Origin of the sequence: Nonomuraea sp. CA-141351 (assembly GCF_050944675.1) — a bacterium.
Lineage (GTDB): Bacteria > Actinomycetota > Actinomycetes > Streptosporangiales > Streptosporangiaceae > Nonomuraea.
On sequence record NZ_CP191982.1, the window covers coordinates 12,105,314 to 12,126,197 of the forward strand.

Consider the following 20,884-nt stretch of genomic DNA (forward strand, 5'->3'; position numbering starts at 1 on the left):
GCCGGAGGGGTGGGCACCTGTGCTCACGGTGCCCGAGCGGTTCACTCCCCTTCCCCTGGTGGAGCAGGCGCTGCCGATCGTCGCGATGTTCGCGGGCCTGGTGGGGCACGGCAGGCTCGCCCGCTACCGGGTGGCCATGCTGCGCGAGCTTGCCGTGCTTCCGCGCGCGCGCTTGCCCATCAGGGCCATCCATGACTCGGTCCCGTGGATGGAGCAGTCTTCGGTTACGCGCCTTGTCCGAGACCTCCGAGGTGCTGGCCTCCTGGCTTACGACTCCCGGGGAGAGTGGTACCAGCTCACTCGCGAGGCGCGGGTCGTGGCGGCTGTGTGTGGGGCGCTCACGACCTCGGGGGTTGACTACACCCGGATCATCAAGATCCTCGCGGCGACGATGAGGCTCGCCGATGCCATGAACGCGCCAGCGCAGGTAGCCTATGCCACGTTCCTCTCCGCGATCGCGGTTCTTGAGTTCGATCACGATGAGCTCAGGCGGCTGCTGGATGACTACTCTGACGAGTCGCTGCTGGAAGCCGCACGGATGGCCGAAACTCACGTGGAGGATATGAGGTCTCTGCTCGATGAGCAGGCCGACATGTTCGCGCGCTTCCACGGAGATGCCCAGTTCTTGGACCATGACCAGCGCGCACATCACATGATTGCCAGCCTCGGGCGCCTTGCGGCCGAGGTCATCAGCTCGCTGTCCATGCGCGCTGGGATGCGGATGCGCGGGACCCTGCGGGTCACCCGGGAGGACCTCAGGGACATGACCGCCCGGAGCGACGCCGAGGCACTGGCGGCTTTGGTCTCCGACTCAGCGCAAGCCCCCGTGTTCGTGCCGGCGCCCGACACCGTCGCCGCGTTCACCGCGCTCGACGAGTACCTCTCCAGGGAGCGCCGCCGCCCGCCCCCGCCGCCCGAGCCCACGGATCTCCCTCTCGACGCAGCTGACGCCCCGCAGGCAGACCCTGCTGACTCGGTTGCTAGGGCACTGGAGGAGCTCGTAGCCGCAGGGGACATCGGCCTGCATGAATGGGTCGTGTGCGGGACGTGGGAGGGCGCTGTCGGCCGCATGATCGACGCGGTTGAAGCCTGGTCCAGGTACGGGCCTCCCGGGGACAACAGCATGCTCGTGGAGTTTGATACTAGACGTGACCTCTGCGACATCGGGGAGCGCGGCGTCGGCTGGTTCTCTCTAACGGTGCTGCGCAAGCCAGCAGGACAGCCGCCCCGTGACGCCGGTTGAGATCTGCCGCGCGCTGCTCGCTGGCATCGTCTCCGCGGAACAACTTCCGGAGCTCGGCGATGACGACGTACTGCAGGAGGTCCGGTACCGGCTCAGCCAGGCCGGGTGCGACCTCGTCTACTCCCGGCACTTCGACTCATGGACGGCCAGCTTCACGCGCGGCACCCCCGATGGTGCAGGCATCGACTCCCCTAGCCTGCTGAACAACGCAGACCTGGCGGTCCTCGCAGTGTGCTGGCTTCATCTCAGGTTCCTACCAGCAGAAAACTCGCGGCTTCCCGTGGACGACGATGCCTTGTTCGCGTCGGAGGAACCGCAGGAGATACGGCTGGAGGAATCAGAAGTGGCGAGCAGCATACCGGCCCTGTCTAAGACGACAGTCGGCATCTCCGTGGGGAAACTGAAGAAAGCAAGGTTCCTCCTCCAGCGAGATGGAAAACTGGCCGCAGGCCCAATGATGGACACGATCGACGAGGTCAGGGCCACTGAGCAGGCGCGTCGGCTCATGCTTCGTCATCAGCGTCTGAAGCAGCTGCAACGACAGGGCGAGGGACCAGAGGAACCATCTGTACAGGCCGAAGCGCCCGGCGGCACGGACGGAGCCCCCAATGCCGCAGATTGAAGAGGCGCAGTTCGTCAATTGGGGATCGATGCGCCCCGACATCATCCCTCTCGCAGTGCCCGGCATCACGATCGCGGTTGGGCCGAACGGCTCAGGGAAGACCTGCTGGCTGGACGGCCTCAAGGTCATACTGGGCGTCGCGGACTTTTCCCAGCGGCGCACGCCGGCCAGCTACATCTTCAACGGAGGGCCCTCTAACATCCCGGCGGACCAGGCCTGGCTACGGGCGACTTTTGCCAACCCGGTGCAGCATGGGCAGAGGCATCGCGTGTTCGCGGTCGCAGGGAACGGGTGCGAAGACGCTGCGCACGTGACTGTCATCTGCCGGGTGCAGGGAGACAAGCGCAAGTACCTGGTCCTGCCGGGCCGCATCACCTGGGGACGCGAGCGCCCTATCGACGCGGACCTGGATGACCTGGTCCGCATACCCGACAACCGGTGGCTCGGCCCACAGAAATATGACTACCTGCTCGACCGGGCCGGAGTGTCCAAGGCCCTGCGCGGCGTACTTTCCCTTCCCCAAGGCGAGACCGACCGGCTCGTGACGGAAACCCGGTCCGGGCTCATGCGCCGCCTCCTGGAGCTGACAGGGCGCCAGGGCACACTGGATGAGTTCCGCGTCGCGCGAGCCAAATACGGCGAGGCAAGAACCCTGCACAAGGAGGCCAGGCAGCTCTTCGAGCAGAAAAAGCTCGGCCTCGCTCAGCTGCAGTCCAAGCTCCGCCAGTACCGTGAATGGGAAGTTCTCAGAAAAAAGCTATATGCCATCGACGGCTTCCTCCTTCCTGCCGCCCGCCACTTCGCTGCCGCAGAGGAACTCGAAACTGCCACCGGGCACTTCTCACGAAAACAGCAAGAAGTCGCCACGCTGAAGATTGCCGTGGCGGAGGACCGAAAGGTGGCTGATGCCAGGAAAGCAGAAATCGCTGATCTGGAGCATGAGCACGAAGAGCTGGGCAGGCAGGAGAATCACTTGAGCACAGTGGCCACAACGGCCGCCGTGCAACTCGGCAAGGCTGGCGAGCAAGCCAGACAGGCATGGCGAACGTTCGATGCTGCCTGGGCTGCCGTCGGCAGCGCCTCTCAGGAAGAGGTCATGGCAGCGGTTGAGTCGGCCGAGACAGCCCTCTCCAAATGTCTGAGAGCCCGTCATGCGGCTGAGACGGAAATGGCCACGCTCCAGGAGGATCTTGAGCGCCTCCTCGTCGGCGGGAGCGCAGCTCCCGCCGACGTCCGTGCCTTCCATGGCCAGCTCAGGGCAGCCGGAATCAAGGCGATCATTCTCGGCGACGCGCTCTCCGGCACGACGGACGACACTACCGGGTCCGCTCACGCCCAGGCGGCGCTCGGGGATGCGCTCTGGGCCGTAGTGGTGCCGCCCGCTCATTACCAGCATGCACGCGAGCTGGCGGTCGCCACAGGCTACCCGTGGCCAGTTGCCCCCGCAGGCCCCGGAAGCCCGTCGGGCGTGCTCAAGATCGGCCGCAACGACGACGGACTCGGCGTGCTGCTCACCGCACTGGACGCCATTCCGGCTTCCGGCAGCAGCGAAGCGGCCAGCCTAGTTGAGGCAGGAGCGGACGCCACGACGCCGGACGGCATGCGCCACGGGCGCTTTCTCTCCCGCATGACACCCGTCCGGGATCATGTACTGCATCCAGCAGCGCGTGAGCTGGAGCTGTCCCGCACCCGAAAGGTGATGGAGGAGTCCCGCAGCATCGTCGAGCAGTCCGGTGCCGAGGCCGCATCGCTGCGGGAGCGGCTCGCGGACGCGTACCGGCTGCTCGACGCGGTCCGCCGCCTGCAGGAGAAAAGGCAGGCGTTCCGCGCCGCCTGCCAGGTGCTGGCCGGCGCACGCACAACGTATCGGTCGGCGACGCAGGACCACGCCAGCGCCTCAGCCCAGGCCAAGGCGCTGTTCGGCCGTCTCGAGACAGTGAAGGTCGAGGCCAGCATCTTGGCGAGGCGGGCGACCGGCACCGAAGAGCGCTTGCGGGATGCTGAGAAGGAACTCGGCACGCTCGTAAGCAGGCGCACTGCAGCCGAGCTGGCGGCCCAAGCGGCTCCGCTGCCTCCTGGCTTCACCGAGGCTGACATCACCCGCCTTGAGCCACCGTCCATGCTGGAGGTCCGAAGCGCCATGCTGACGGCCGAGGTCAACGACCGGGACCGCTTCCCTGATGACATCCGCGACCCGGTCATCGTCACCCAGTGCGAGGCAGAGGAGGCCAGGCTAACGGAGGTCGAGCAGCTCGTTGCCGACAGGATCGGCGATCTGGAGGCCCAGGAAAGGATAGTGGAGGAGTCCCGAAGGCGTTACGACGAGCATATCCGCGCCCTCGTACGCAGGCTGCGGGACAACTTCTCGGACATCTGCACGACGGCGGGCATCGACGGACGGATAGAGCTCGTGCCTGGCGACATGCAGGAAGAACTGGGCATCGACGTCCTGGTGTCGCACAAGATCGGGGAGACGCCTGTGTCATACCAGGAGGGAATCCATTCCGGCGGCCAAGCCACGAAAATAGCGATCATGCTGCTGCTCGCGGCAATGAGTCTTGGCCAGGCAGCCGACCTGCTGATCGTGGACGAGCACAACGCCCACCTCGATGGAACCAATACAGGGCAGATCGCCCAGCTCATGCGTCGGCTGTCTAGCCGCGTCCAATTCATCCTCAGCGCGCCCACTGACGGGAAGGGCGCCGCCGTAGCCGGATCGTGCGATATCCAAGTAACGTTCCTGCCCCGCGATCCCGGGCACACGCTCAGCCCGCCCGTTCGCCTAATGACAAGGCTCGACGCGCCCAGCTTGGATGCGCGCTTCGAGTCGCTGCAGCAGTCGTTGACCTGACAATGAGGGCCTATGCCTCCAGATGCAAGTAAAAAAAGCGTGCGACTCGGCCGCAAGCTGATACACGGCCGCAGGGTGCAGGCCGTAGCCGCCGTGGAGGAGGCACAGGCCGTTCTGGCCCGGCTACCGGAGGACTCCGCCCGGTCAGCCCGATCCCTGCTACGGCGGGCGCTGGCCTCGGAGTCTATCCCGGGAATCATGGTGCGCCCCCAGGAAGAGAACGCAGCCCTGGTACTGGCCGCCTGCGGCGTCCTGCGCCTGGAAGAGAAAGCCGAGGGCGACTCCGCCGTCTACCACTGGCGGCCCTACCGCGCAGCACTTGCCGACGGCCGCCGCGACGAGGTCCGCATCCTCCTCGGCAAGCTGGATCCCGACGAGGCACGAGCGGGACTCCTGCATGCCATCGCGGCAACGCCGGAACTCAGCCGCGAACGCGAGCTCCTGTCCCAGAACCAGCCTGGTACGCCCCTGCGCGTCCCGGAGCACTCCGCAACCCAGACGGGCACGTGGTCGGTCTACGACGCCGCGCTGCGCGCGGCAGCAGGCTGGCACCACGCGCAGCGCAATGGGCTGCCCCTGTCAGCGCGAGAGCTTGCCGCAACCAGCCTCGGCTGGTCGAAGGCCTGGACCGAGCCTCGCATGCTGGCATTCGGGCGCGTCATCGGCATGGAGTTCGACGACGCCTTAGAGACGATGGAGCCGGAGGTAAGGCTCCGCGGCCCACTCTCCTGGACAGCAGGAACAACCGCCGTAGACGCCCGCGTCGCCCGCCCATGGGTCTCCATCCCGGCACGCAGCGCCCAACAGTACGGCATCCTGGACTACTCACAAGCCCAGGGCGTGCTCGTCATCGAGAACCTCGACACCTTCGAGGCCATCTGCCGCCACTCGACCGCCCCCGATACATGGCTCTGCCTCTGGGGCCACGGGTACGTCAACAACAGCCTCACCGGCCTCGTCAGGGCCATCGACAGGGTGACGACATGCTGGGCTGACCTGGACGCCCACGGGATCAACATCGTAGGAGACCTCCAACGCAGATCCGAGCGCCCCGTCAGCCCCATCTTCATGGAGGCCGAGCTCCACGACGAATTCGCGTTCCTAGAACAGAACGACAAGCAAGTCAGCCTGGCCCTGGACCTTGCCGTCACCGGTCACCCCGATCTCAGGGCACTTGCCGCGAGAATCGCCGCAACCAGACTCGGACGCGAGCAGGAAACCATGCACCATCTCATCCCCAAGCTTCACAAGCGCCTCCAGTTCCTCGCCGGGCAAGCTGCAGAGGTATAGCCATCAGGATGTGCCCACCGAAGAGTCGCGGACGCGGATGCCCACGCCTTGGGAACGCGAGTGGCTGAACCTGCCCCTCGGAGGTTCCGTGTTGTCGATCGTGCGAACCTGTACCGCTTCGTAGAGTCGGTGGTGCAGGTCGCGCTCGTGCGGATCAACCGCCTGCCCTCCCTTGACTGATCACCCGAACCCAACAGGCGGCTCTGCGGATTTTTAATCCGTAGGTTCCGGGTTCGAGCCCCGGGCGCCCTACCACTCCGACCTGCGGTTTCCCACGATTCTATGTCGTCTGATCGTGAGTCACGGTGGGACACCTGTGAGTCACGTACCACGGCGGGCGTTGTTCACCTTGCGCGCGGTCTTGCGAGCCGCTTTGAGGACCAGCCGGGCAGTGGCCCGGGCGCTCTCGCGATACAGCTGCGGCAGCACCGACGTGTACGTGTCGGCGGTGAGCACGATGCTGGCATGTCCGAGCAGGCCCTGCACCACGCGCAGATCCGCTCCTGCCGCCAGGGCCAGCGTCGCGGCTCCATGTCTCAAATCGTGCAGCCGCACCGGGGGAAGGCCGCTGGCCATGACCAGCTTGTGGAAGCGGTGGGTGAGGTAGTTGGGATCAATTGCCCCGCCGTTCTCGCGGGTGAACATCGGGGTTGACGGCGACCAATCGATGCCCAGTTCATCGCGCTGGACTTGTTCGTGGCGGTACAGAAGCCGGAGAGTGTCGAGGTCCAGAGCGATCCCACGCTGGCTGGAGGCGCTCTTCGGCGGACACAGCAACAGGCCGTGGTCGGTGTGGACAAGCTGGCAGGCAATGGTGAGTTCGCGCCGGTCGGTGTCAAGGTCGATCCAGCGCAGGCCGGCTACCTCGGCGCGCCGCAGACCGCGCAGAGCGATCAGCCACCACAGCGCGAACAGCCGGTCATCACGGACGAAGGCGAGGAACTCGGTCAGTTGCTCGATCGTCCACACCGCCACAGCAGGGCGCTCGCCGGTGCGCCTCCACGCGGCCACCCGCCGTGGGGTCCACACCATGGGGTGGACGTGGCGTGGCGACGGTAGCCGTAGCCCCCGAGCCGGGTTGTCATGCATCACGTCTTCTCGGACGGCTTCGTTCAAGGCGGCCCGCAGCGTCGCGCGAATCCTTTCCAGGGTGGCCGCGCTGATCGGTTTGCCGTAACGGGTGTGGCGCTGGGCCACACTCGAGAACATCCTCACGACGTGCCGCCTCGACAGCCCGCGAAGCGGGATCAGGCCGAGATACGGGACCAGGAACAGCCGGACGTGATCGCGGTAGGCCTTGTACGTGGTCGGCCGGATCCGCTGCTCAGCCACCGACAACCAGTAGCGCAGCCATTGGGCGACGGTACAGTACCCGGTCACCGGCGCTCCCTCCAGCGACTGAGCGATATCGCGGGCGGCCTGCCGCGCTACCCCGGCCGTGGGGAAGCCGCCACGGCGCAGTCGCTGCCGCCGTCCGGACACGTCCGTCACCTGGACGGCGAAATACCAACTGCCATGGGCAGGATCGGCCAGCCGGGCGCAGCGGTTTCCCAGCCGCTTGCCTGTCACCGCGTCGGCGCAGCCACAACGCCGATACACCACGTGACGATCTTGAACGCATGTCATCGTCACTCACTCCCTCACTTGGGTCACGTGAGATGACGGCAACAACAGCATCTACGTCCAACGAAGATCAGGTAGATCTCCTAGCCTCGATCTTTCTCGACCTTGAGCCGGTCGTCCATCGCCCCGGCCGAGCGCCGCAGACAACAACAGGTCCTGGCCCTGCTCCACCAAGACCTCAACCGCCCCTGACCAGCCCGGGACATCGCCCGCCACCTCCGCGATGTCACCCTCAACACCATGTACCGGCAACTGTCTCGCTGGGCCAGCAGCCAACTCATCCGCAAGATTGGGCCGGGTATCTACACCGCCCGGCCAATCTCTTCAGCACTCTTGCCAACAGCCCAAAAGCCTTAACTACCTGGCCTTGGGCGAGCCCCCATCCGCTGCTACCGGAATCGTCTGCCGTTCCGTCCCGACCGACGACTGACAACCGGTGCGGTGGTGGTCACGGGGATGCCTGAGGGAGCCTGGGCGCCCGTGATACGCCTCAGCTCGGCCTCGCCCGAACGGACCTCGCTGGTCTGCGGGACGATACCGGCGTCGGCCATCAAGCGGGTCATGTCACGGCGCTGATTGGGCAGCACCAGAGTGACGACGCTGCCGGACTCGCCGGCGCGGGCGGTGCGGCCGCCGCGGTGCAGGTAGTCCTTGTGGTCGCTCGGCGGGTCGACGTTGACGACGAGGTCCAGGTTGTCGACGTGGATGCCGCGGGCCGCGACGTTGGTCGCCACCAGCGCCGTGACGTGGCCGCTCTTGAACTGGGCGAGGGTGCGGGTGCGCTGGGGCTGGGACTTGCCTCCGTGCAGCGCGGCGGCGCGCACTCCGCTGTTCAGCAGCTGTTCGGTGAGCCGGTCCACAGCGTGCTTGGTGTCCAGGAACATGATCACCCGACCGTCGCGAGCAGCGATCTCCACAGTGGTGGCCTGCTTGTCGGCACCCTGGATGTGCAGCACGTGGTGCTCCATCGTGGTGACCGCGCCCGCCGAGGGGTCAACCGAATGGACCACCGGGTCGGTCAGGTAGCGGCGTACCAGCAGGTCGACGTTGCGGTCCAGAGTGGCGGAGAACAGCATCCGCTGGCCCGCGGGGCGCACCTGGTCGAGCAGATGGGTGATCTGCGGCATGAAGCCCATGTCGGCCATCTGGTCGGCCTCATCCAGCACGGTGATGCCGACCTGGTCCAGGCGGCAGTCGCCGCGCTCGATGAGATCCCTGAGCCGTCCCGGAGTCGCAACGACGACCTCGGCACCATCGCGCAACGCATGGGCCTGCCGGCTGATCGACATGCCGCCGACGACCGTGGCCAGCCGCAGCTTCAGTGCTTGGGCGTACGGCGTGAGCGCATCGGTGACCTGCTGGGCCAGTTCCCTGGTGGGGACGAGGATCAGGGCAAGCGGTCGCCGCGATTGTGCCCGCTGTCCGGAGGTGCGGACGAGCAGGGTCAGGCCGAAGGCGAGTGTCTTGCCCGACCCGGTGCGCCCCCGCCCCAGGACGTCCCGGCCGGCCAGGGAGTTCGGCAGCGTGGCCGCCTGGATCGGGAACGGTTCGTTCAAGCCCAGGCCGGTGAGCACCTTCAGTAGTGCGGGCGGCATGCTCAGCTCAGCGAATGTCGCGGCTGCCGGCAGGGCCGGGGTTACGGTGACCGGCAGCGCGAACTCTCTCTGGAGCGCGGCGGGACGCCGCCCGTTGCCGGACCGGCTGGAGGCGCCTGAACGGCCCTGAGCCGGAGAGCTGAATCGGCCGCCCCTGCTTCGGGCGGAGCCGCCCGTACGGGGCGAAGAGCTGCGATCGTGCGCGCGAGTTGCGTGGTTCATGCAGAACCTTCCTCGATGCGACACGTGTCAGGCGATCCTCGGCGCGATGAGCGGCACAAGAACAGCTAGCACGAGCCGAAGAAAGACGAGTCGAACCGGCGGAAACAGCCTGGGCTCGTACGTCGAAATGGTCGGCTTTCGCCGGAAAGAACGCGGCTGTGATGCCGCGCCGTAGAACTGGAGCGAGCCTATGCCCGAACCGGAGCCATCGGTGGTGCATCCGGTGTGCGGCGGAAGAACAGACACGCTGTGCTTCTCGGGTTGTGAGGTCATCACGGCACGATGGATGCCACAAAAGCAACGCGCCGGGGACCGCGCCCTGCGGCGCGGGCCCCGGCTACGTGGTGCGCAGTGTCAGGCGGGAACGATGTTCTCGGCCTGCGGGCCCTTCTGGCCCTGCGTGACGTCGAAGGCCACCTTCTGGCCCTCGCGCAGCTCACGGTAGCCGCCGTTGGCGACGATGTTGGAGTAGTGCGCAAAGACGTCGGCGCCGCCGCCGTCCTGCTCGATAAAGCCGAAGCCCTTTTCCGCGTTGAACCACTTCACGGTGCCAGAAGCCATGTTGATCTCCTTCGATGGGTGCAAAGCCGAAATCCGCATCGAACGGATTCCGCGTCGCCGCGATAGGACCACACACCCGGAGATGACCGGAGAACAAAAAATGCACCTGAGGCTACATACCGTCGGTGCACACAAGTCTTTATGGGTACCACAACTGCAACTGAGCCCAAGCTAGCACATGTGCCGTCGTGCTGCGCCGGCGACCACGCTGCCCGGCGCCAGCCCCTCACTGCCCGACCAGAAGGTGGTGGACGAACTGCTCGCCGTGGCTACGGTAAGAACTCCCGCATCACCGGGTAAGGGTCGGCGGCGTAGAACGGGTCATCGGCCAGCCGTTTGGCCCACGCGTCGGCCGAGGGGCCGATGCTCTGGGGTCGACATTGCCGCTGGACTGGCCGAGTGACCATCTGCATACAGACCGGGAGACCGACATGACACTCTGCGACCAGCCGCTGCGGCCGTGCCGGGCGCAGTTGAGCTGGCCGTGCCGGTGGAAGCCGACCGTCACTCCCAGCCCGGTCACGACGTAGAAGACATCAGCCAGCAGCAGGTCGGTGAGGGTGATCCCCTTCCCCATGCCAGCCAGATTCCGGCGCCCAGCGCGATGAGCGGCGCGATGACGATCATGGTCGTCAGTGCCACCTGCCCGGCGTGGACGCTGAGGCGCTGCTGGGCGTGCGGGAACGGAGATCGCCCCTCGTATGTCGGGGCCTGGGCGCGCACCCCGGTCACACCACCATCGGCAGGCCGCGGTCCAGGCCGGTGATGTGCAGCAGCCGGGACATGAACGGGCGGGGTGCGGTCAGGGCCACGGTGATGCCCATCGGCCGGGCGCGGTGCTGGATGCCGACCAGGACGCCCAGACCACCGGCGTCGCAGAACGTGACCTCGGACAGGTCGAGGATGAGCAGGCTTGTGCTGTAGTGCAGCGTGTCCATGAGTTGCCGGCGAAGCGCTGCGCTGGTGAAGATGTCGATGTCGCCGGACAGGTGGACGGTGGTCGGCCTCGATGTGTCGGCCACGCCGAGCGGGGCGGTGTCGATGACGGTCATGGAGTGCCTCCTCACTGGAGAAGTTGAAACGGATGAGATGCCTGCCGGCCGGAAAGCCGGTCTGCCGCCAGAGCGGGCGGTGCTGAACCGTTCGATCCGGCCGGCAGGCGGCGGGTTACGCCGGCCCTGACGGCCGTGGGCTGGAGGAGGGCGCCTTCTGGTCGGTGACCGACCCGCCCTCGTTCTCCCAGCAGGCCAAGCTGCCGGCGGCAATCGCGCACACAGGCGCGGCGGGCTCGGGCGGCAAGCGCGCGTGGATGAGGATGTCATCGGCAGTCAAGCCGGCAGTGTCGTGTGCGGTGAGCTTGAGCGTGGCCTCGGCGGGGCCGGCGGCGGTATCAGGCGGGATGACCAGCAGGGCGACCGGCTCCGCAGTGGCGAAGAACAGAACGACCACGTGAGGATCGGCGTGGCGGAACCAGCCGATGCGGACCTGCCGCCCGCGTGCAGGGATCCGGTGCGGGATGCGCTGCCACGCGTCCCGGGACACGCCGACCAGCAGCGTGGTCCGCCCCAGCCGCTGGTCGACGGCGGCGATGAGACCGGGCAGTTCGGCGGCCGCGTCGCGGGAGTAGGGCCACCAGGCCCCGTTCACCACGGCTCGTCGGCCCAGCACCGGGTGGAGACTGAGCCGTAGCGCGGAATCGACCCGAGGGATCGCCGATGAGACAGGGCTGAGCGGTGCCGGTTGAGAACGAAGTGTCGGCGTCATGGTCGCCTGACCTGTCCGGGCCCCTCCGAAGGGGCCGGTGGTGGTTCGCCGGGGGCGACGCCGACCTGAATGCCAACGCTCGAAATGACCTCGGTAACTTCACCCTACCTCACGCTTCCGGAATTCTGTAATTCCGGAAGTAGACTGTGTGGGTGGCTTCCGGAAACACGCCCTCAGAGATGACCGAACCGGCCGGAGCAGCCTCCGGAAACACACGCCGGTCGCGGGCCGTCCCGCTCCCCGCCCCCCATGCCGCCGTCCTGGCCGACTACACCGCCGCACTCGAGCACGCCCCGCTGGCCGATTCCACCAAGACCAAGTACGCCTCCCGGCTGCGCGGCTACCTGGCCTGGCTGGCCGACCAGGCCGACGCCGGCGCCCTGGACGCCGACCCGCTCAGCGACCCGGTCGCGGCCACCGGCGCGGTACGCGATTTCCGCCGCCACCTGAAAAACGGCCGCCGCGCCCCCAACACCATCGACACCTACCTGTCGGCCATCGACGACTTCTACGCCCGCCGCGGCCTCGGCAAACCCCAGGCCCGCCGCGAACGCGACGCCCGCCGCACCGCCCCCCGCGCCCTGGACGCCCGGCGCACCCGCCGCTACATCCGCCACGTCCAGTTCACAGCATCCCCGCGCGACAAGGCCATCGCCCTGCTGCCCTACTACGCGGGCCTGCGCATCTCCGAAGTCGTCGGCCTCGACCTGACCGACGTACGCCTGTCGGCCCGCAAGGGCGAACTCCGCATCCGCGGAAAAGGCCGCGACGGCGGCAAGATTCGCCTACTGCCCGTCCACCCCGACCTGCGCCAGGCCCTGACCGACTGGCTGTCAACCCGCGCCGACTGGAAGGGGGCCGACACCCACGCCGCAGTGTTCCTCAACCACCGCGGCGGCCGGCTAAGTGACCGCGCCGCCCGCGACATCATCACCGGCCTCGGCGACGCCGTCGGCCTGGGTGACGACCCCACCGAGCCCTTCAGCCCACACGTCCTGCGCCACACCTTCGCCTCCCAGCTCATCCGCGACGGCAAGGACCCCATCCTGGTCGCCGAACTCCTCGGCCACGGCTCATTGGACTCCACCCGCCGCTACGCCCTGCCGAGCGAAGCCGACAAGGAGGCCGTCTTGGACGCCCTCATCACCGACCACTGACCAGAGCAACAAACCGGTTCGGAGCGGGTGTCGCAATTGTCACTCCCGTATGCCAGCTTGATTGGAGGGCACCGCGTCCGCGCCGCAGGAGGCGAATGTGGAGGGCAGCCGCCTACAGCGTTCGACGCTGGGCAGGGGTCCCTTGCGGATTCTGGCGAAAGGAGCCGGCCGTGCCTGAGAATGTCGCACTGATCATTCGATTCCATCTGATGAGCGGAGAAGACGTCTCCGTGATGAGCGGGGACTTCGACGGGGAGCCGGAGGCGGTGGCGGCGATCGCTCGTGCCACGGACGAGCGGCGCAGCCTGGTGTTGATGCGGGCGAGATATGGCCGTGAGACCGAAGTGAACGGCGTGGTCATCAACCTCGCCAACGTGGTGTCGGCGCGTGTGTCGAAGACAGCCAGCGCCGAAGCGGGCCAGTACCTGTAGCGGCGGGATGCCCATCCTGCCCGCGTGTCCCGGTGCGCCAGGTCGGCCCGCAGCGCAGGCCCTCTGCCCCTGACACGGGCGGATCAATCTTCCCGGCCTTACCGCTGGGCCGCAAGGGGCGGGCCCCGGCATGCCCCGTCGGCGAGCCAAAGCACCCGCTCCCGGTCGACGGCCAGGTGCTTCGGAGCCTGTGTGAGGGCGGCGACTGTTCGTGAACGCCTGGAGGCGGCATCGTAGACCTCGATCGTCGCCGCTCGGCCCAGACGTGCCCCGACCGGCAGGGCCCTCACCCCCGAACGACAGACCTATACCGCGCCCTAGTAATCCTTGGTCTGACCGGCATTTACCTGGCGATCAGCTGGGCAGAGCGCCGTGTCACGCCACCCGGCGGGCCTACGTCGCCGCCCCGGCCATCTCGGCCACCGGGGGCCGGCCGGGCAGGATCGGGAAGATGTGATCCAGGCCAGTGCGGCGCAGCAGCCGCGCACACTGGTCCTGCACCCCGGCCAGCACCAGCCGGCCGCCTAGTTCGCGCGCCCGCCGATCCGCGCCGATCAGCGCGCCCACGCCTTCGAGATCGCAGAACGCCAGCCGCGACAGATCCACGACCACTGCGGCGGGCCAGTCGGCCAGGAGTCCATCCACCGCGCGAGCGAAGTCGGCGGCCGTTGTGGTGCACAACTCGCCTCGCAGGCCGATCACCGGGCACACCGGCGAATGCCACACCGCGATCGCCAGCCTGTCCCTCCGCCCCTGATCGTGCCCCAGATCGTGGTCCTGGTCGTGCTCGCCCATCGCCATCACCTCACCCTCGGTGCTGCCCGCTTTCCCGTCGATCATGTGGCGGGTGAGGCTGTTTCTTACCTCGTGAGAAAGAAAATCTGTAGCCGTCACGGTAGACATTCGCGATGGGTGGGGGTAGAGTTCCTGGCATCGCAAGGGACGGATCCACGAGGGCAGAGCAGGACGAGTACCACGATGAACTGCCCGGACGAACGTGGACAGCAAGTTCGCAATGAGGAGAAGGCAGAAGGTCGGATTGCCGCGGCCAGTGCAGTAGAAAGAAGGGCCGTGGCGGTGGACGTGCTGCCGCAGCAGGAAGTCGACACAGCTGTAGAGGTGTCGAGGTACGGATAAACCGGAAGGGAGTGTTGAACGCCATCAGGATCGCCCGTCGCCGGCCGCAAGGCGCCGCACGGGTACCGCAGCTCCACGAACAGGACGGTGGTCTACGGTCACGCTTACGCGATCCCCGCACCCCCGCCAAATCGGGCGGCTGGTGCGGAATAGGTGAACCGGCCTCAAGGCCGGTCGATGGTGTTAAACCTCGTTCGGGCCCCGGCGCATCATGGCGCCGGGGCCCCTGTCCGCATTTGGGAAGGTTGGATGGATCAAACACACCAGGCATCGGCCACCAGCTCCAGGCGAGACCGGCCCCGCCACGGCCACGATCCGGTCGGCACCTCGGGTGACAGTCCCGAGCTCCGGCTCGATGATGAGGACTACCCCGCCTACAGTATGGGCCGGGCCTCTGAGATTCTCGGTGTCACCCCGGCGTTCCTGCGCAGTCTCGGCGCCGCCAAGCTGATCGAGCCGCTGCGCTCGGAGGGCGGCCATCGCCGCTTCTCCCGCTACCAGCTGCGCCTGGCCGCCCGCGCCCGCGAACTCGTCGACGCCGGCACCGCCCTGGAGGCGGCCTGCCGCATCATCATCTTGGAAGACCAGCTCGCCGAGGCCCTGCGCATCAACGAAGAACTACGCCAACGCCACTGACCACCCCCGGCGCGGTCGTCGGCCGGTGACCGGGCTCGCCTCCCAAGTCCAGATGGTGAAGGTGAACGTGACGCAGGATCTGTGGCATGGCGTCGTAGCCGACGTCGATGACATCGATGCGAAGCGTGGGCGAAGATGGAGACGACGCCCCGTGCCGGTCGACGCCGCGCTTGGTGTCCACGTTCGCGAGACCGTGACATCTCGCAACAGGCTGCAGCGTCATTACCAGGGGCATCGCCGCGTCGCCGGATACGGCGACTCCCTCATCGGGGATCATTCCTGGCAGCTGGCCGAGGCTCGCCGGATGTCTTCGGTTGATAGCTGTACGTCCAGATGGGGAGGAACGGCGTGGTACGGAACACGTCCGGTGGCCAGGGTCGGCGATGGGCGACGCAGCCAGAGTTCTGGCGGGAGGTGTTCGACCACTTGGGCGCCGGGCTGGCCGTGCTGGACTCCTCTGGCCGGATCATCTGGGTCAACCCGGCCGCCGAAGAACTGCTGGGCCGTACCGCCTCGGTGATGAGGGGTCAGAACTTTCACGGCCTGCTGCACCACCACGCCGCCGGCGCATACATCCTCGATGAGCAGTGCCCACTGCTCATGGCTCTCACTCGCCACATTTCGACCCGCAGCGAGAATGACGGCTTCCTCAGCGGTGAGGAACTTCTCATCCCGGTCACCTGGTTCAGCGCGCCCGTGACCAGGAACGGCCACCTGCTCGGCATGACCGTGCTGTTCGCCGGCGACGCGACCGGCAGCGAAACAGCGCAGGGCCTGGCCGCGCATGTGACCGCCCTGGAAGACCTCACGGATCGGCTGACCGTGGCTACGGAGATCGCCACAGCCCTGGCCCAGACCCTGGACACCGAGGAGGCCATCGCTAGGCTGGGTCGCTTGATGGTGCCCCGCCTCGCTGACTGGGCCGCCATCGACCTGCGTACGGAAGAAGGCGTCCGAAGGGTGGCGGTGGTCGGGCCCGAGGGCCGGGACGCTGACCAGGAGGCATGGCGGGGCCCCCTCCCTGCGTTGGGCGAACACTCCCGTTCCTCTCTGGTACGGGTGTTGCATGGCGGCGAGCCAGTCCTGCTGGGGCCGAAGGAGATCGCCGCCCCGCCCGATTCGCCCCTAGCCGCCGTACAAACGGGATTCCTCCAGGCACTGGGAGCCGCCTCCGCCATCATCGTGCCGCTGGGTATCGTTGGCCGGGTCACGGGCGCCCTCACTCTGGCCCGTACCGACGCCGCCCGGCCCTTCGATGCCACGGAGGTGTCCCTGATCGGCGACATCGGCCGCCGCGTCGGCCTGGCCATCGACAACACCTTGCGCTTCGGCCGCCAACGCGAGATCGCCGAGGCCATGCAGCGCAACCTGCTCGTCGCCCTGCCTCAACCCGGTCGGCTGCGCCTGGCCGCCCGCTACCAGCCCGCACCCGCAGGCTCCCAGGTAGGCGGGGACTGGTACGACGCCTTCCTCCTGCGTGACGGCGCCACCGCGCTGGTCATCGGCGACGTCATCGGCCACGACTTGGCCGCCGCCGCAGGCATGGCCCAACTGCACGGCTTGCTGCGCGCCCTGGCCTGGGATCGCACGGGACCGCCCAGCGCCATCATCGACCGTCTCGACCAGGCTGTCCCCGTCCTCACCAATGTCCCTCTTGCCACAGTGCTCCTCGCCCGCGTTGAAGGTCCAGAAAACGGTCTCTGGCAACTGCGATGGACCAACGCCGGCCATCCTCCGCCCCTCCTGGTCACCCTCGACGGACGCGCCGACTATCTCGAACAGGGACAAAGCCTGCTACTGGGCGCCGACTTGGGTGATGTCGATCGGCCGGACGCCACGGCACCCCTGCCTCCCGGCTCCAGCCTTTTGCTCTACACCGACGGCCTGGTCGAAGTCCCCGGCACCGATCTGGACACCGGCCTGGCTCGTCTCCGCCACCACGCCACCACCCTGGCCCGCTATCCCCTGGACGACTTCTGCGACGAGCTCCTCGCCCGCATGCCTGCAGGCAACACCGATGACATCGCCCTTTTGGCCCTACGCATCCCGGCAACCGAGCCGGAGTAACGAGCCGATGACCGCGCAGCACCGACACAGCCAGTGGCCACCGTTGAGGGGCGCAGTTACGATCATGGCCGTGCGCCGTCCGCAAGAGCGGCGATGGTCCGTTGCGCAGGCCCGAGTCGGATCCCGGTACGGTGCACGGCCGACGCTCAGGCCGGCCGTTGACGGATCAAGCCGTCTCACCTGGCCCAATTGAATGTAAAGTGAGAATGGTCAAGGGATGCCATCCGCCCCATGGTTGCTCGTTGGATGCTCGTCGGCAACTGACATGGCATGGCACCGGGCGGCATTCTTGGGCATTTTGAAAGCAGCATTCGCGGACAGAGTGACACTTTGAGCTATGGTGCGGCACGGTTCGGCATAATGTCCTGACGACTTTTAATCCGTAGGTTCCGGGTTCGAGCCCCGGGCGCCCTACCACCCTATACCCCATCTGACCTGCGATTTCGCGATTCTGGCAGGCATTGCGTGAGGCCGAGATGCGGGGATGGTTGCTCGCGGGCACGGATTGGGCACATGTGACCGGGGCCGGTAGATCGTTCAGGCACCCAACGTCTGGGCAGACCACTCGGAAGGTCAAGAGAAGACCAAGGCGGAAGACCCCCTCCGGCCGATGCATCCGCCTTTTGGCAAGCCGCGTAAGACGCTGGTCAGGGGGCAGGATTCCCCTCTGGCTAACGGATTTCTCGTCAAGCTGCAGCGCGGCAAGAGGGACGCCGGGCGTCGTGGTGAGCTGCAGGGCAAATGTTGATCAAGGCACGTCATGAGGGACGCTGTCCTGCGGAATCTAAGGACTCCTTGCCTCCACAGTGGCTCCGTTCTGATCTCCTCACCGGAACGGATCGCACGTGTTCCCTCGTATCGCACTGGCGGCCACCGCCCTCACCGCCCTCCTGACAGCTTCGCCAGCTGCCGCGACTTCCTCTGACGGCTGGCAGGATAACGCCGGCTGGAGCTCAGCCACGGTCTCGGCCGACCGCAAGCACATCACGGTCTGCGACCTGAGCCGGGACGGCCGCGCCGTCCGAGTTGAATAAGCCACCACGTACCTGCAGAAGTGGACCGTGGTCGACTCCGACGGCGCCCGCTGGGGCTGCGGAACCGACACCACTCACCTCAGCCGCATCACCGTCTTCAAACTGTGCGAAGGCGGTACATTCGGCTCCTGCCGCCCCTCAATCTGGGTCTCACGTGCCGGCTTTCTCGGGTAGGCCGGGGCGACCGGTCAGACTCGCACCGCCTGCGTGCATGGCGACAGCTGGGCGGCAGGTTAGGACCTGGCCGGGTGGCACCCAGAGGTTGCCGAGGAGCGTGTCGCGCAGGACAGTCATGACGTCGAGGCCGTATTTGATCACGGTGGACAGGTAACCGCGGATGGCGCACCGATGTCGGGTGCCCTGTTCCGAGCGGAGTCTGCCGGAGATCTTCTGCTGAGCCTCGGCGGGTCGCAGGTCGCGCTCGGCCTGGTTGTTCGTGGGTGGGATCCGCAGGTCATGGGCGAACGCAGGACATCGTCGGCGCGGTCGCGTAACACCTCCAGCAGCACCCGGCCGACCGGCTGGGTGACGGTCTTGGCCGCCCCCGGCACGCGCCTTACCTCCGACAAGCCGACCGCGACCCCGCCGCGGAACATCCGCGTGAACAGCGCCAGCGTCTCTGCCGCGATAGTGTCCTTGCCTTGGTGGCGGGCGAGGTTGGCGGCATGGATCAAGCCGCGCAACGCCAGCTGGAGTTGCCGGGGCCACAGGGCGTCCGGGTACCTCGGCGCAATCTTCGAGATCGCGGATCAAGTGGGCCGCACACATCTGATGATCGCGTGCCCCGGATCTCGTCGGCGGTTTGGTCCAGATGTAGGGCCGGGGGTTGGCGTTCCAGTTCTCGGCTGCGAGTTTTCGCGCAACTCGGAGAGGGCCGGCACCACTGGTCCCAGGCGCTGGGGCGACTCGATACTCCTGATAGGGCGAGTTCGCCCCCTTTGTTACCGGGAAGATCACCACCCCAGTTCTTGAATTGTGTGCCCTATTTTTGGCGGTGGGGCCAGTTGGAATCGTCCCTGCATCGATGTGAGCCAGAATGTCGCTAAGGGCCGATTCTTCAGCCGTAGGTAGTTTCCCGGTAATCCAAGGCACGCAGTTGCTGTTGTGAACGAGAACCGGCGTCTCGCCTGCCACCACATAGTACGTGTGGATGTCGTCGATCGTGAGGTTGTACATGTACCGCGCGCCCTTGAAGGCTCGCACCTTCACGATCAATTGCTATCGAAACGGCATTGAGGGCCCAGCCAGTTCGAGGGAATTAACAATTTGAACCCTTCGATGGACGAGCTCCGACGGGAAGCCAAACACTTCCCGCCGGAGCCTCGCCTACGGCATGGCCTCCAGGAGCTTGTCGCGCAGATAATCTAGGAATCCCCAGAACTCATACGTGATGATCTCTACTCCACTCTCCTCCACGTCGTATTCGGCGCCGACAAGCGCTCCGCCAGTGAGGCGATAGATCTTATCGCCAGCGCCGTTAAGTGCAAACAGCGCGCCGCCGCCGTCAGATCCGAATACTACGATCTCATCCTTAATCGCTCCAGCGACTCGGGTTGGCTGTACTCCGCGAATTCCATCGACAACTTGCTCCGCCGGATGGATAAAGAAGCCGTTCTCGACATCCGGCAGAGATATGTCTCTGATGATCGAATAGAACCGCTGTAGTTCGGGTCGGACTCTGAGATCGGTCAGCCTCCGGGCGGCGTCGTTCGACTCCTCCGGCGAGACCATATGCACTACGTTCTCACCTGGTGGATATCCGAAGGTCCTCTCGAAATTTTCTACAAATCGCGCGGCCAGGACAGACATATCTGCCCCCCAGCTATTTAGGCTCTCCCCAGAAGTAGGCACCGTATCCCCTATCTATCTGCCTTGCGAAGTCTTCGATCTGCGCTCGTGTTGGATTTGGATTAATTTCTTTGAACCACTTCCATTGATTGGCGATGTCTTGGTGCACGTTGGCTCCGCGTGAATTCATCCGACTTCCCGGTATCCCTCGAACGTTACTCGGAGCGTCGAAGTCGAAGTTGGCGAATTCTGGATGATTTCGATACTCCTGCGGGATCGCATGATGGGCGTCCCAATCTTCGGGCAGTCGCTTGTATCCGTTCTTGTGGAGCCATGCGTTGAACCGTCCCCGCCAGTTGGTGAGCTTGATCGTGGGGAATGCAGGATCATACCCAGGTCGGACCTTGGTGTTTCCCCAGCCATGCATCGGGCCTTCGGCGATGCCTTCCGCTGGCGATACTCCGCCATCCTTCAGAGACTTGTCAACCTGCTTGGCCGCATCGCAGAGATACGTGGGTTCCGGCTCGCAATATAGGCTTTCGTTGAAACCAGGCTGCCCGGGCTCCTTCTTTTCTGCCGCAAGAGCATCCCTCGCTTGGTCCCGCTTCTGGTCTCGTTCTCTTCTGGCGAACCCCGCGAGCATCTGCTCGTGGCCTCGACGATTTTCCTTGATCGCCTTTTCTTGATCTTTCTTGGATTTCTTCCCGAATTTAGGATCATGCCATGGACGCGGCTCGTGACCATCAAGCTCAATCCGGTTGATGGGGTTGCCGCCGGTGAAGGCGTAGCGATTGCTGGTCCAGGGGTCCAGGCCGAGGGCCAGGTCGGGGTCTGTCCAGTGATCGGTGTATCTCGATCTTGAC

General features: G+C 66.2%; 18 protein-coding genes and 1 tRNA gene. 10 read left to right on the forward strand and 9 right to left on the reverse strand.

Annotated elements, in window-relative coordinates:
• Positions 1-19: 19 nt before the first annotated feature.
• From ACQPWU_RS56940 to ACQPWU_RS56960, 5 genes are all read left to right on the forward strand, one after another.
• A complete protein-coding gene (locus ACQPWU_RS56940; RefSeq protein ID WP_433435422.1) occupies positions 20-1,243 on the forward strand; it encodes a hypothetical protein in 1,224 nt (407 codons plus the stop codon).
• Entirely contained in the window at positions 1,230-1,865 is a 636-nt protein-coding gene (locus ACQPWU_RS56945; RefSeq protein ID WP_433435423.1) for a hypothetical protein, read from the forward strand. The genes ACQPWU_RS56940 and ACQPWU_RS56945 overlap by 14 nt, the downstream gene beginning before the upstream one ends.
• Positions 1,852-4,716, forward strand: coding sequence for an ATP-binding protein (locus ACQPWU_RS56950; protein WP_433435424.1), 2,865 nt, complete (start codon positions 1,852-1,854; stop codon positions 4,714-4,716). Before ACQPWU_RS56945 ends, ACQPWU_RS56950 begins: the two co-directional genes overlap by 14 nt.
• 198 nt (positions 4,717-4,914) lie before the next feature.
• On the forward strand, positions 4,915-6,006 hold the full coding sequence (locus ACQPWU_RS56955) for a Wadjet anti-phage system protein JetD domain-containing protein (protein WP_433435425.1): 1,092 nt from the start codon (positions 4,915-4,917) through the stop codon (positions 6,004-6,006).
• Positions 6,007-6,142: 136 nt separating this feature from the next.
• Positions 6,143-6,261, forward strand: a tRNA-Lys gene (locus ACQPWU_RS56960).
• Positions 6,262-6,327: 66 nt separating this feature from the next.
• Here ACQPWU_RS56960 and ACQPWU_RS56965 read toward each other — a convergent pair.
• From ACQPWU_RS56965 to ACQPWU_RS56985, 5 genes are all read right to left on the reverse strand, one after another.
• Positions 6,328-7,608 carry a site-specific integrase gene (locus ACQPWU_RS56965; protein ID WP_433435426.1) on the reverse strand — a complete coding sequence of 427 codons (1,281 nt, stop codon included), beginning with the start codon at positions 7,606-7,608 and terminating at the stop codon, positions 6,328-6,330.
• A 410-nt stretch (positions 7,609-8,018) separates the two neighbouring features.
• On the reverse strand, positions 8,019-9,446 hold the full coding sequence (locus ACQPWU_RS56970) for a DEAD/DEAH box helicase (RefSeq protein ID WP_433435427.1): 1,428 nt from the start codon (positions 9,444-9,446) through the stop codon (positions 8,019-8,021).
• 354 nt (positions 9,447-9,800) lie between these two features.
• Positions 9,801-10,007: a cold-shock protein gene (locus ACQPWU_RS56975; protein ID WP_020545593.1), complete on the reverse strand. Its 207-nt coding sequence runs from the start codon at positions 10,005-10,007 to the stop codon at positions 9,801-9,803.
• A gap of 728 nt (positions 10,008-10,735) precedes the next feature.
• Positions 10,736-11,059 (reverse strand): STAS domain-containing protein, encoded by a 324-nt coding sequence (locus ACQPWU_RS56980; RefSeq protein WP_433435428.1) that lies wholly within the window; start codon positions 11,057-11,059, stop codon positions 10,736-10,738.
• 115 nt (positions 11,060-11,174) lie between these two features.
• Entirely contained in the window at positions 11,175-11,771 is a 597-nt protein-coding gene (locus tag ACQPWU_RS56985) for a DUF5994 family protein (RefSeq protein WP_433435429.1), read from the reverse strand.
• A 179-nt stretch (positions 11,772-11,950) separates the two neighbouring features.
• Here ACQPWU_RS56985 and ACQPWU_RS56990 point away from each other — a divergent pair, with 179 nt between their 5' ends.
• On the forward strand, positions 11,951-12,928 hold the full coding sequence (locus ACQPWU_RS56990; RefSeq protein ID WP_433435430.1) for a tyrosine-type recombinase/integrase: 978 nt from the start codon (positions 11,951-11,953) through the stop codon (positions 12,926-12,928).
• Positions 12,929-13,098: 170 nt separating this feature from the next.
• The gene (locus tag ACQPWU_RS56995; protein WP_433435431.1) at positions 13,099-13,359 is read left to right on the forward strand and encodes a hypothetical protein; all 261 of its coding nucleotides are present in this window, start codon (positions 13,099-13,101) and stop codon (positions 13,357-13,359) included.
• Positions 13,360-13,752: 393 nt separating this feature from the next.
• On the opposite strand, the gene ACQPWU_RS57000 is transcribed toward ACQPWU_RS56995, so the two are convergent.
• Positions 13,753-14,199, reverse strand: coding sequence for an STAS domain-containing protein (locus ACQPWU_RS57000; RefSeq protein WP_433435432.1), 447 nt, complete (start codon positions 14,197-14,199; stop codon positions 13,753-13,755).
• A 546-nt stretch (positions 14,200-14,745) separates the two neighbouring features.
• Between ACQPWU_RS57000 and ACQPWU_RS57005 the strand changes: the two genes are divergently transcribed.
• Positions 14,746-15,132, forward strand: coding sequence for a MerR family transcriptional regulator (locus tag ACQPWU_RS57005; RefSeq protein ID WP_433435433.1), 387 nt, complete (start codon positions 14,746-14,748; stop codon positions 15,130-15,132).
• A gap of 348 nt (positions 15,133-15,480) precedes the next feature.
• A complete protein-coding gene (locus ACQPWU_RS57010; RefSeq protein ID WP_433435434.1) occupies positions 15,481-17,199 on the forward strand; it encodes a SpoIIE family protein phosphatase in 1,719 nt (572 codons plus the stop codon).
• Between the two features lie 1,184 nt (positions 17,200-18,383).
• Here the strand turns inward: ACQPWU_RS57010 and ACQPWU_RS57015 are convergent.
• The 3 genes from ACQPWU_RS57015 to ACQPWU_RS57025 form a co-directional block, all read right to left on the reverse strand.
• Entirely contained in the window at positions 18,384-19,409 is a 1,026-nt protein-coding gene (locus ACQPWU_RS57015; protein ID WP_433445548.1) for an IS66 family transposase, read from the reverse strand.
• 150 nt (positions 19,410-19,559) lie between these two features.
• Positions 19,560-20,042, reverse strand: a complete 483-nt coding sequence (locus ACQPWU_RS57020; protein ID WP_433435435.1) for a hypothetical protein — start codon at positions 20,040-20,042, stop codon at positions 19,560-19,562.
• Positions 20,043-20,055: 13 nt separating this feature from the next.
• Positions 20,056-20,664, reverse strand: a complete 609-nt coding sequence (locus ACQPWU_RS57025) for a hypothetical protein (protein ID WP_433435436.1) — start codon at positions 20,662-20,664, stop codon at positions 20,056-20,058.
• 6 nt (positions 20,665-20,670) lie between these two features.
• On the opposite strand from ACQPWU_RS57025, the gene ACQPWU_RS57030 reads away from it, so the two are divergent.
• Positions 20,671-20,883, forward strand: a complete 213-nt coding sequence (locus ACQPWU_RS57030; RefSeq protein ID WP_433435437.1) for a hypothetical protein — start codon at positions 20,671-20,673, stop codon at positions 20,881-20,883.
• Position 20,884: the final 1 nt, after the last annotated feature.

What these genes read in the sequence shown, in the direction of transcription:
- ACQPWU_RS56980 (WP_433435428.1), bottom strand. Translation starts at nt 11,059, where the DNA reads ATGACCGTCATCGACACCGCCCCGCTCGGCGTGGCCGACACATCGAGG.
- ACQPWU_RS56985 (WP_433435429.1), bottom strand. Translation starts at nt 11,771, where the DNA reads ATGACGCCGACACTTCGTTCTCAACCGGCACCGCTCAGCCCTGTCTCA.
- ACQPWU_RS56970 (WP_433435427.1), bottom strand. Translation starts at nt 9,446, where the DNA reads ATGAACCACGCAACTCGCGCGCACGATCGCAGCTCTTCGCCCCGTACG.
- ACQPWU_RS57025 (WP_433435436.1), bottom strand. Translation starts at nt 20,664, where the DNA reads ATGCTCGCGGGGTTCGCCAGAAGAGAACGAGACCAGAAGCGGGACCAA.
- ACQPWU_RS57000 (WP_433435432.1), bottom strand. Translation starts at nt 14,199, where the DNA reads ATGATCGACGGGAAAGCGGGCAGCACCGAGGGTGAGGTGATGGCGATG.
- ACQPWU_RS56950 (WP_433435424.1), top strand. Translation starts at nt 1,852, where the DNA reads ATGCCGCAGATTGAAGAGGCGCAGTTCGTCAATTGGGGATCGATGCGC.
- ACQPWU_RS57005 (WP_433435433.1), top strand. Translation starts at nt 14,746, where the DNA reads ATGGATCAAACACACCAGGCATCGGCCACCAGCTCCAGGCGAGACCGG.
- ACQPWU_RS57015 (WP_433445548.1), bottom strand. Translation starts at nt 19,409, where the DNA reads ATGTACAACCTCACGATCGACGACATCCACACGTACTATGTGGTGGCA.
- ACQPWU_RS56955 (WP_433435425.1), top strand. Translation starts at nt 4,915, where the DNA reads ATGGTGCGCCCCCAGGAAGAGAACGCAGCCCTGGTACTGGCCGCCTGC.
- ACQPWU_RS57020 (WP_433435435.1), bottom strand. Translation starts at nt 20,042, where the DNA reads ATGTCTGTCCTGGCCGCGCGATTTGTAGAAAATTTCGAGAGGACCTTC.
- ACQPWU_RS56990 (WP_433435430.1), top strand. Translation starts at nt 11,951, where the DNA reads ATGACCGAACCGGCCGGAGCAGCCTCCGGAAACACACGCCGGTCGCGG.
- ACQPWU_RS56975 (WP_020545593.1), bottom strand. Translation starts at nt 10,007, where the DNA reads ATGGCTTCTGGCACCGTGAAGTGGTTCAACGCGGAAAAGGGCTTCGGC.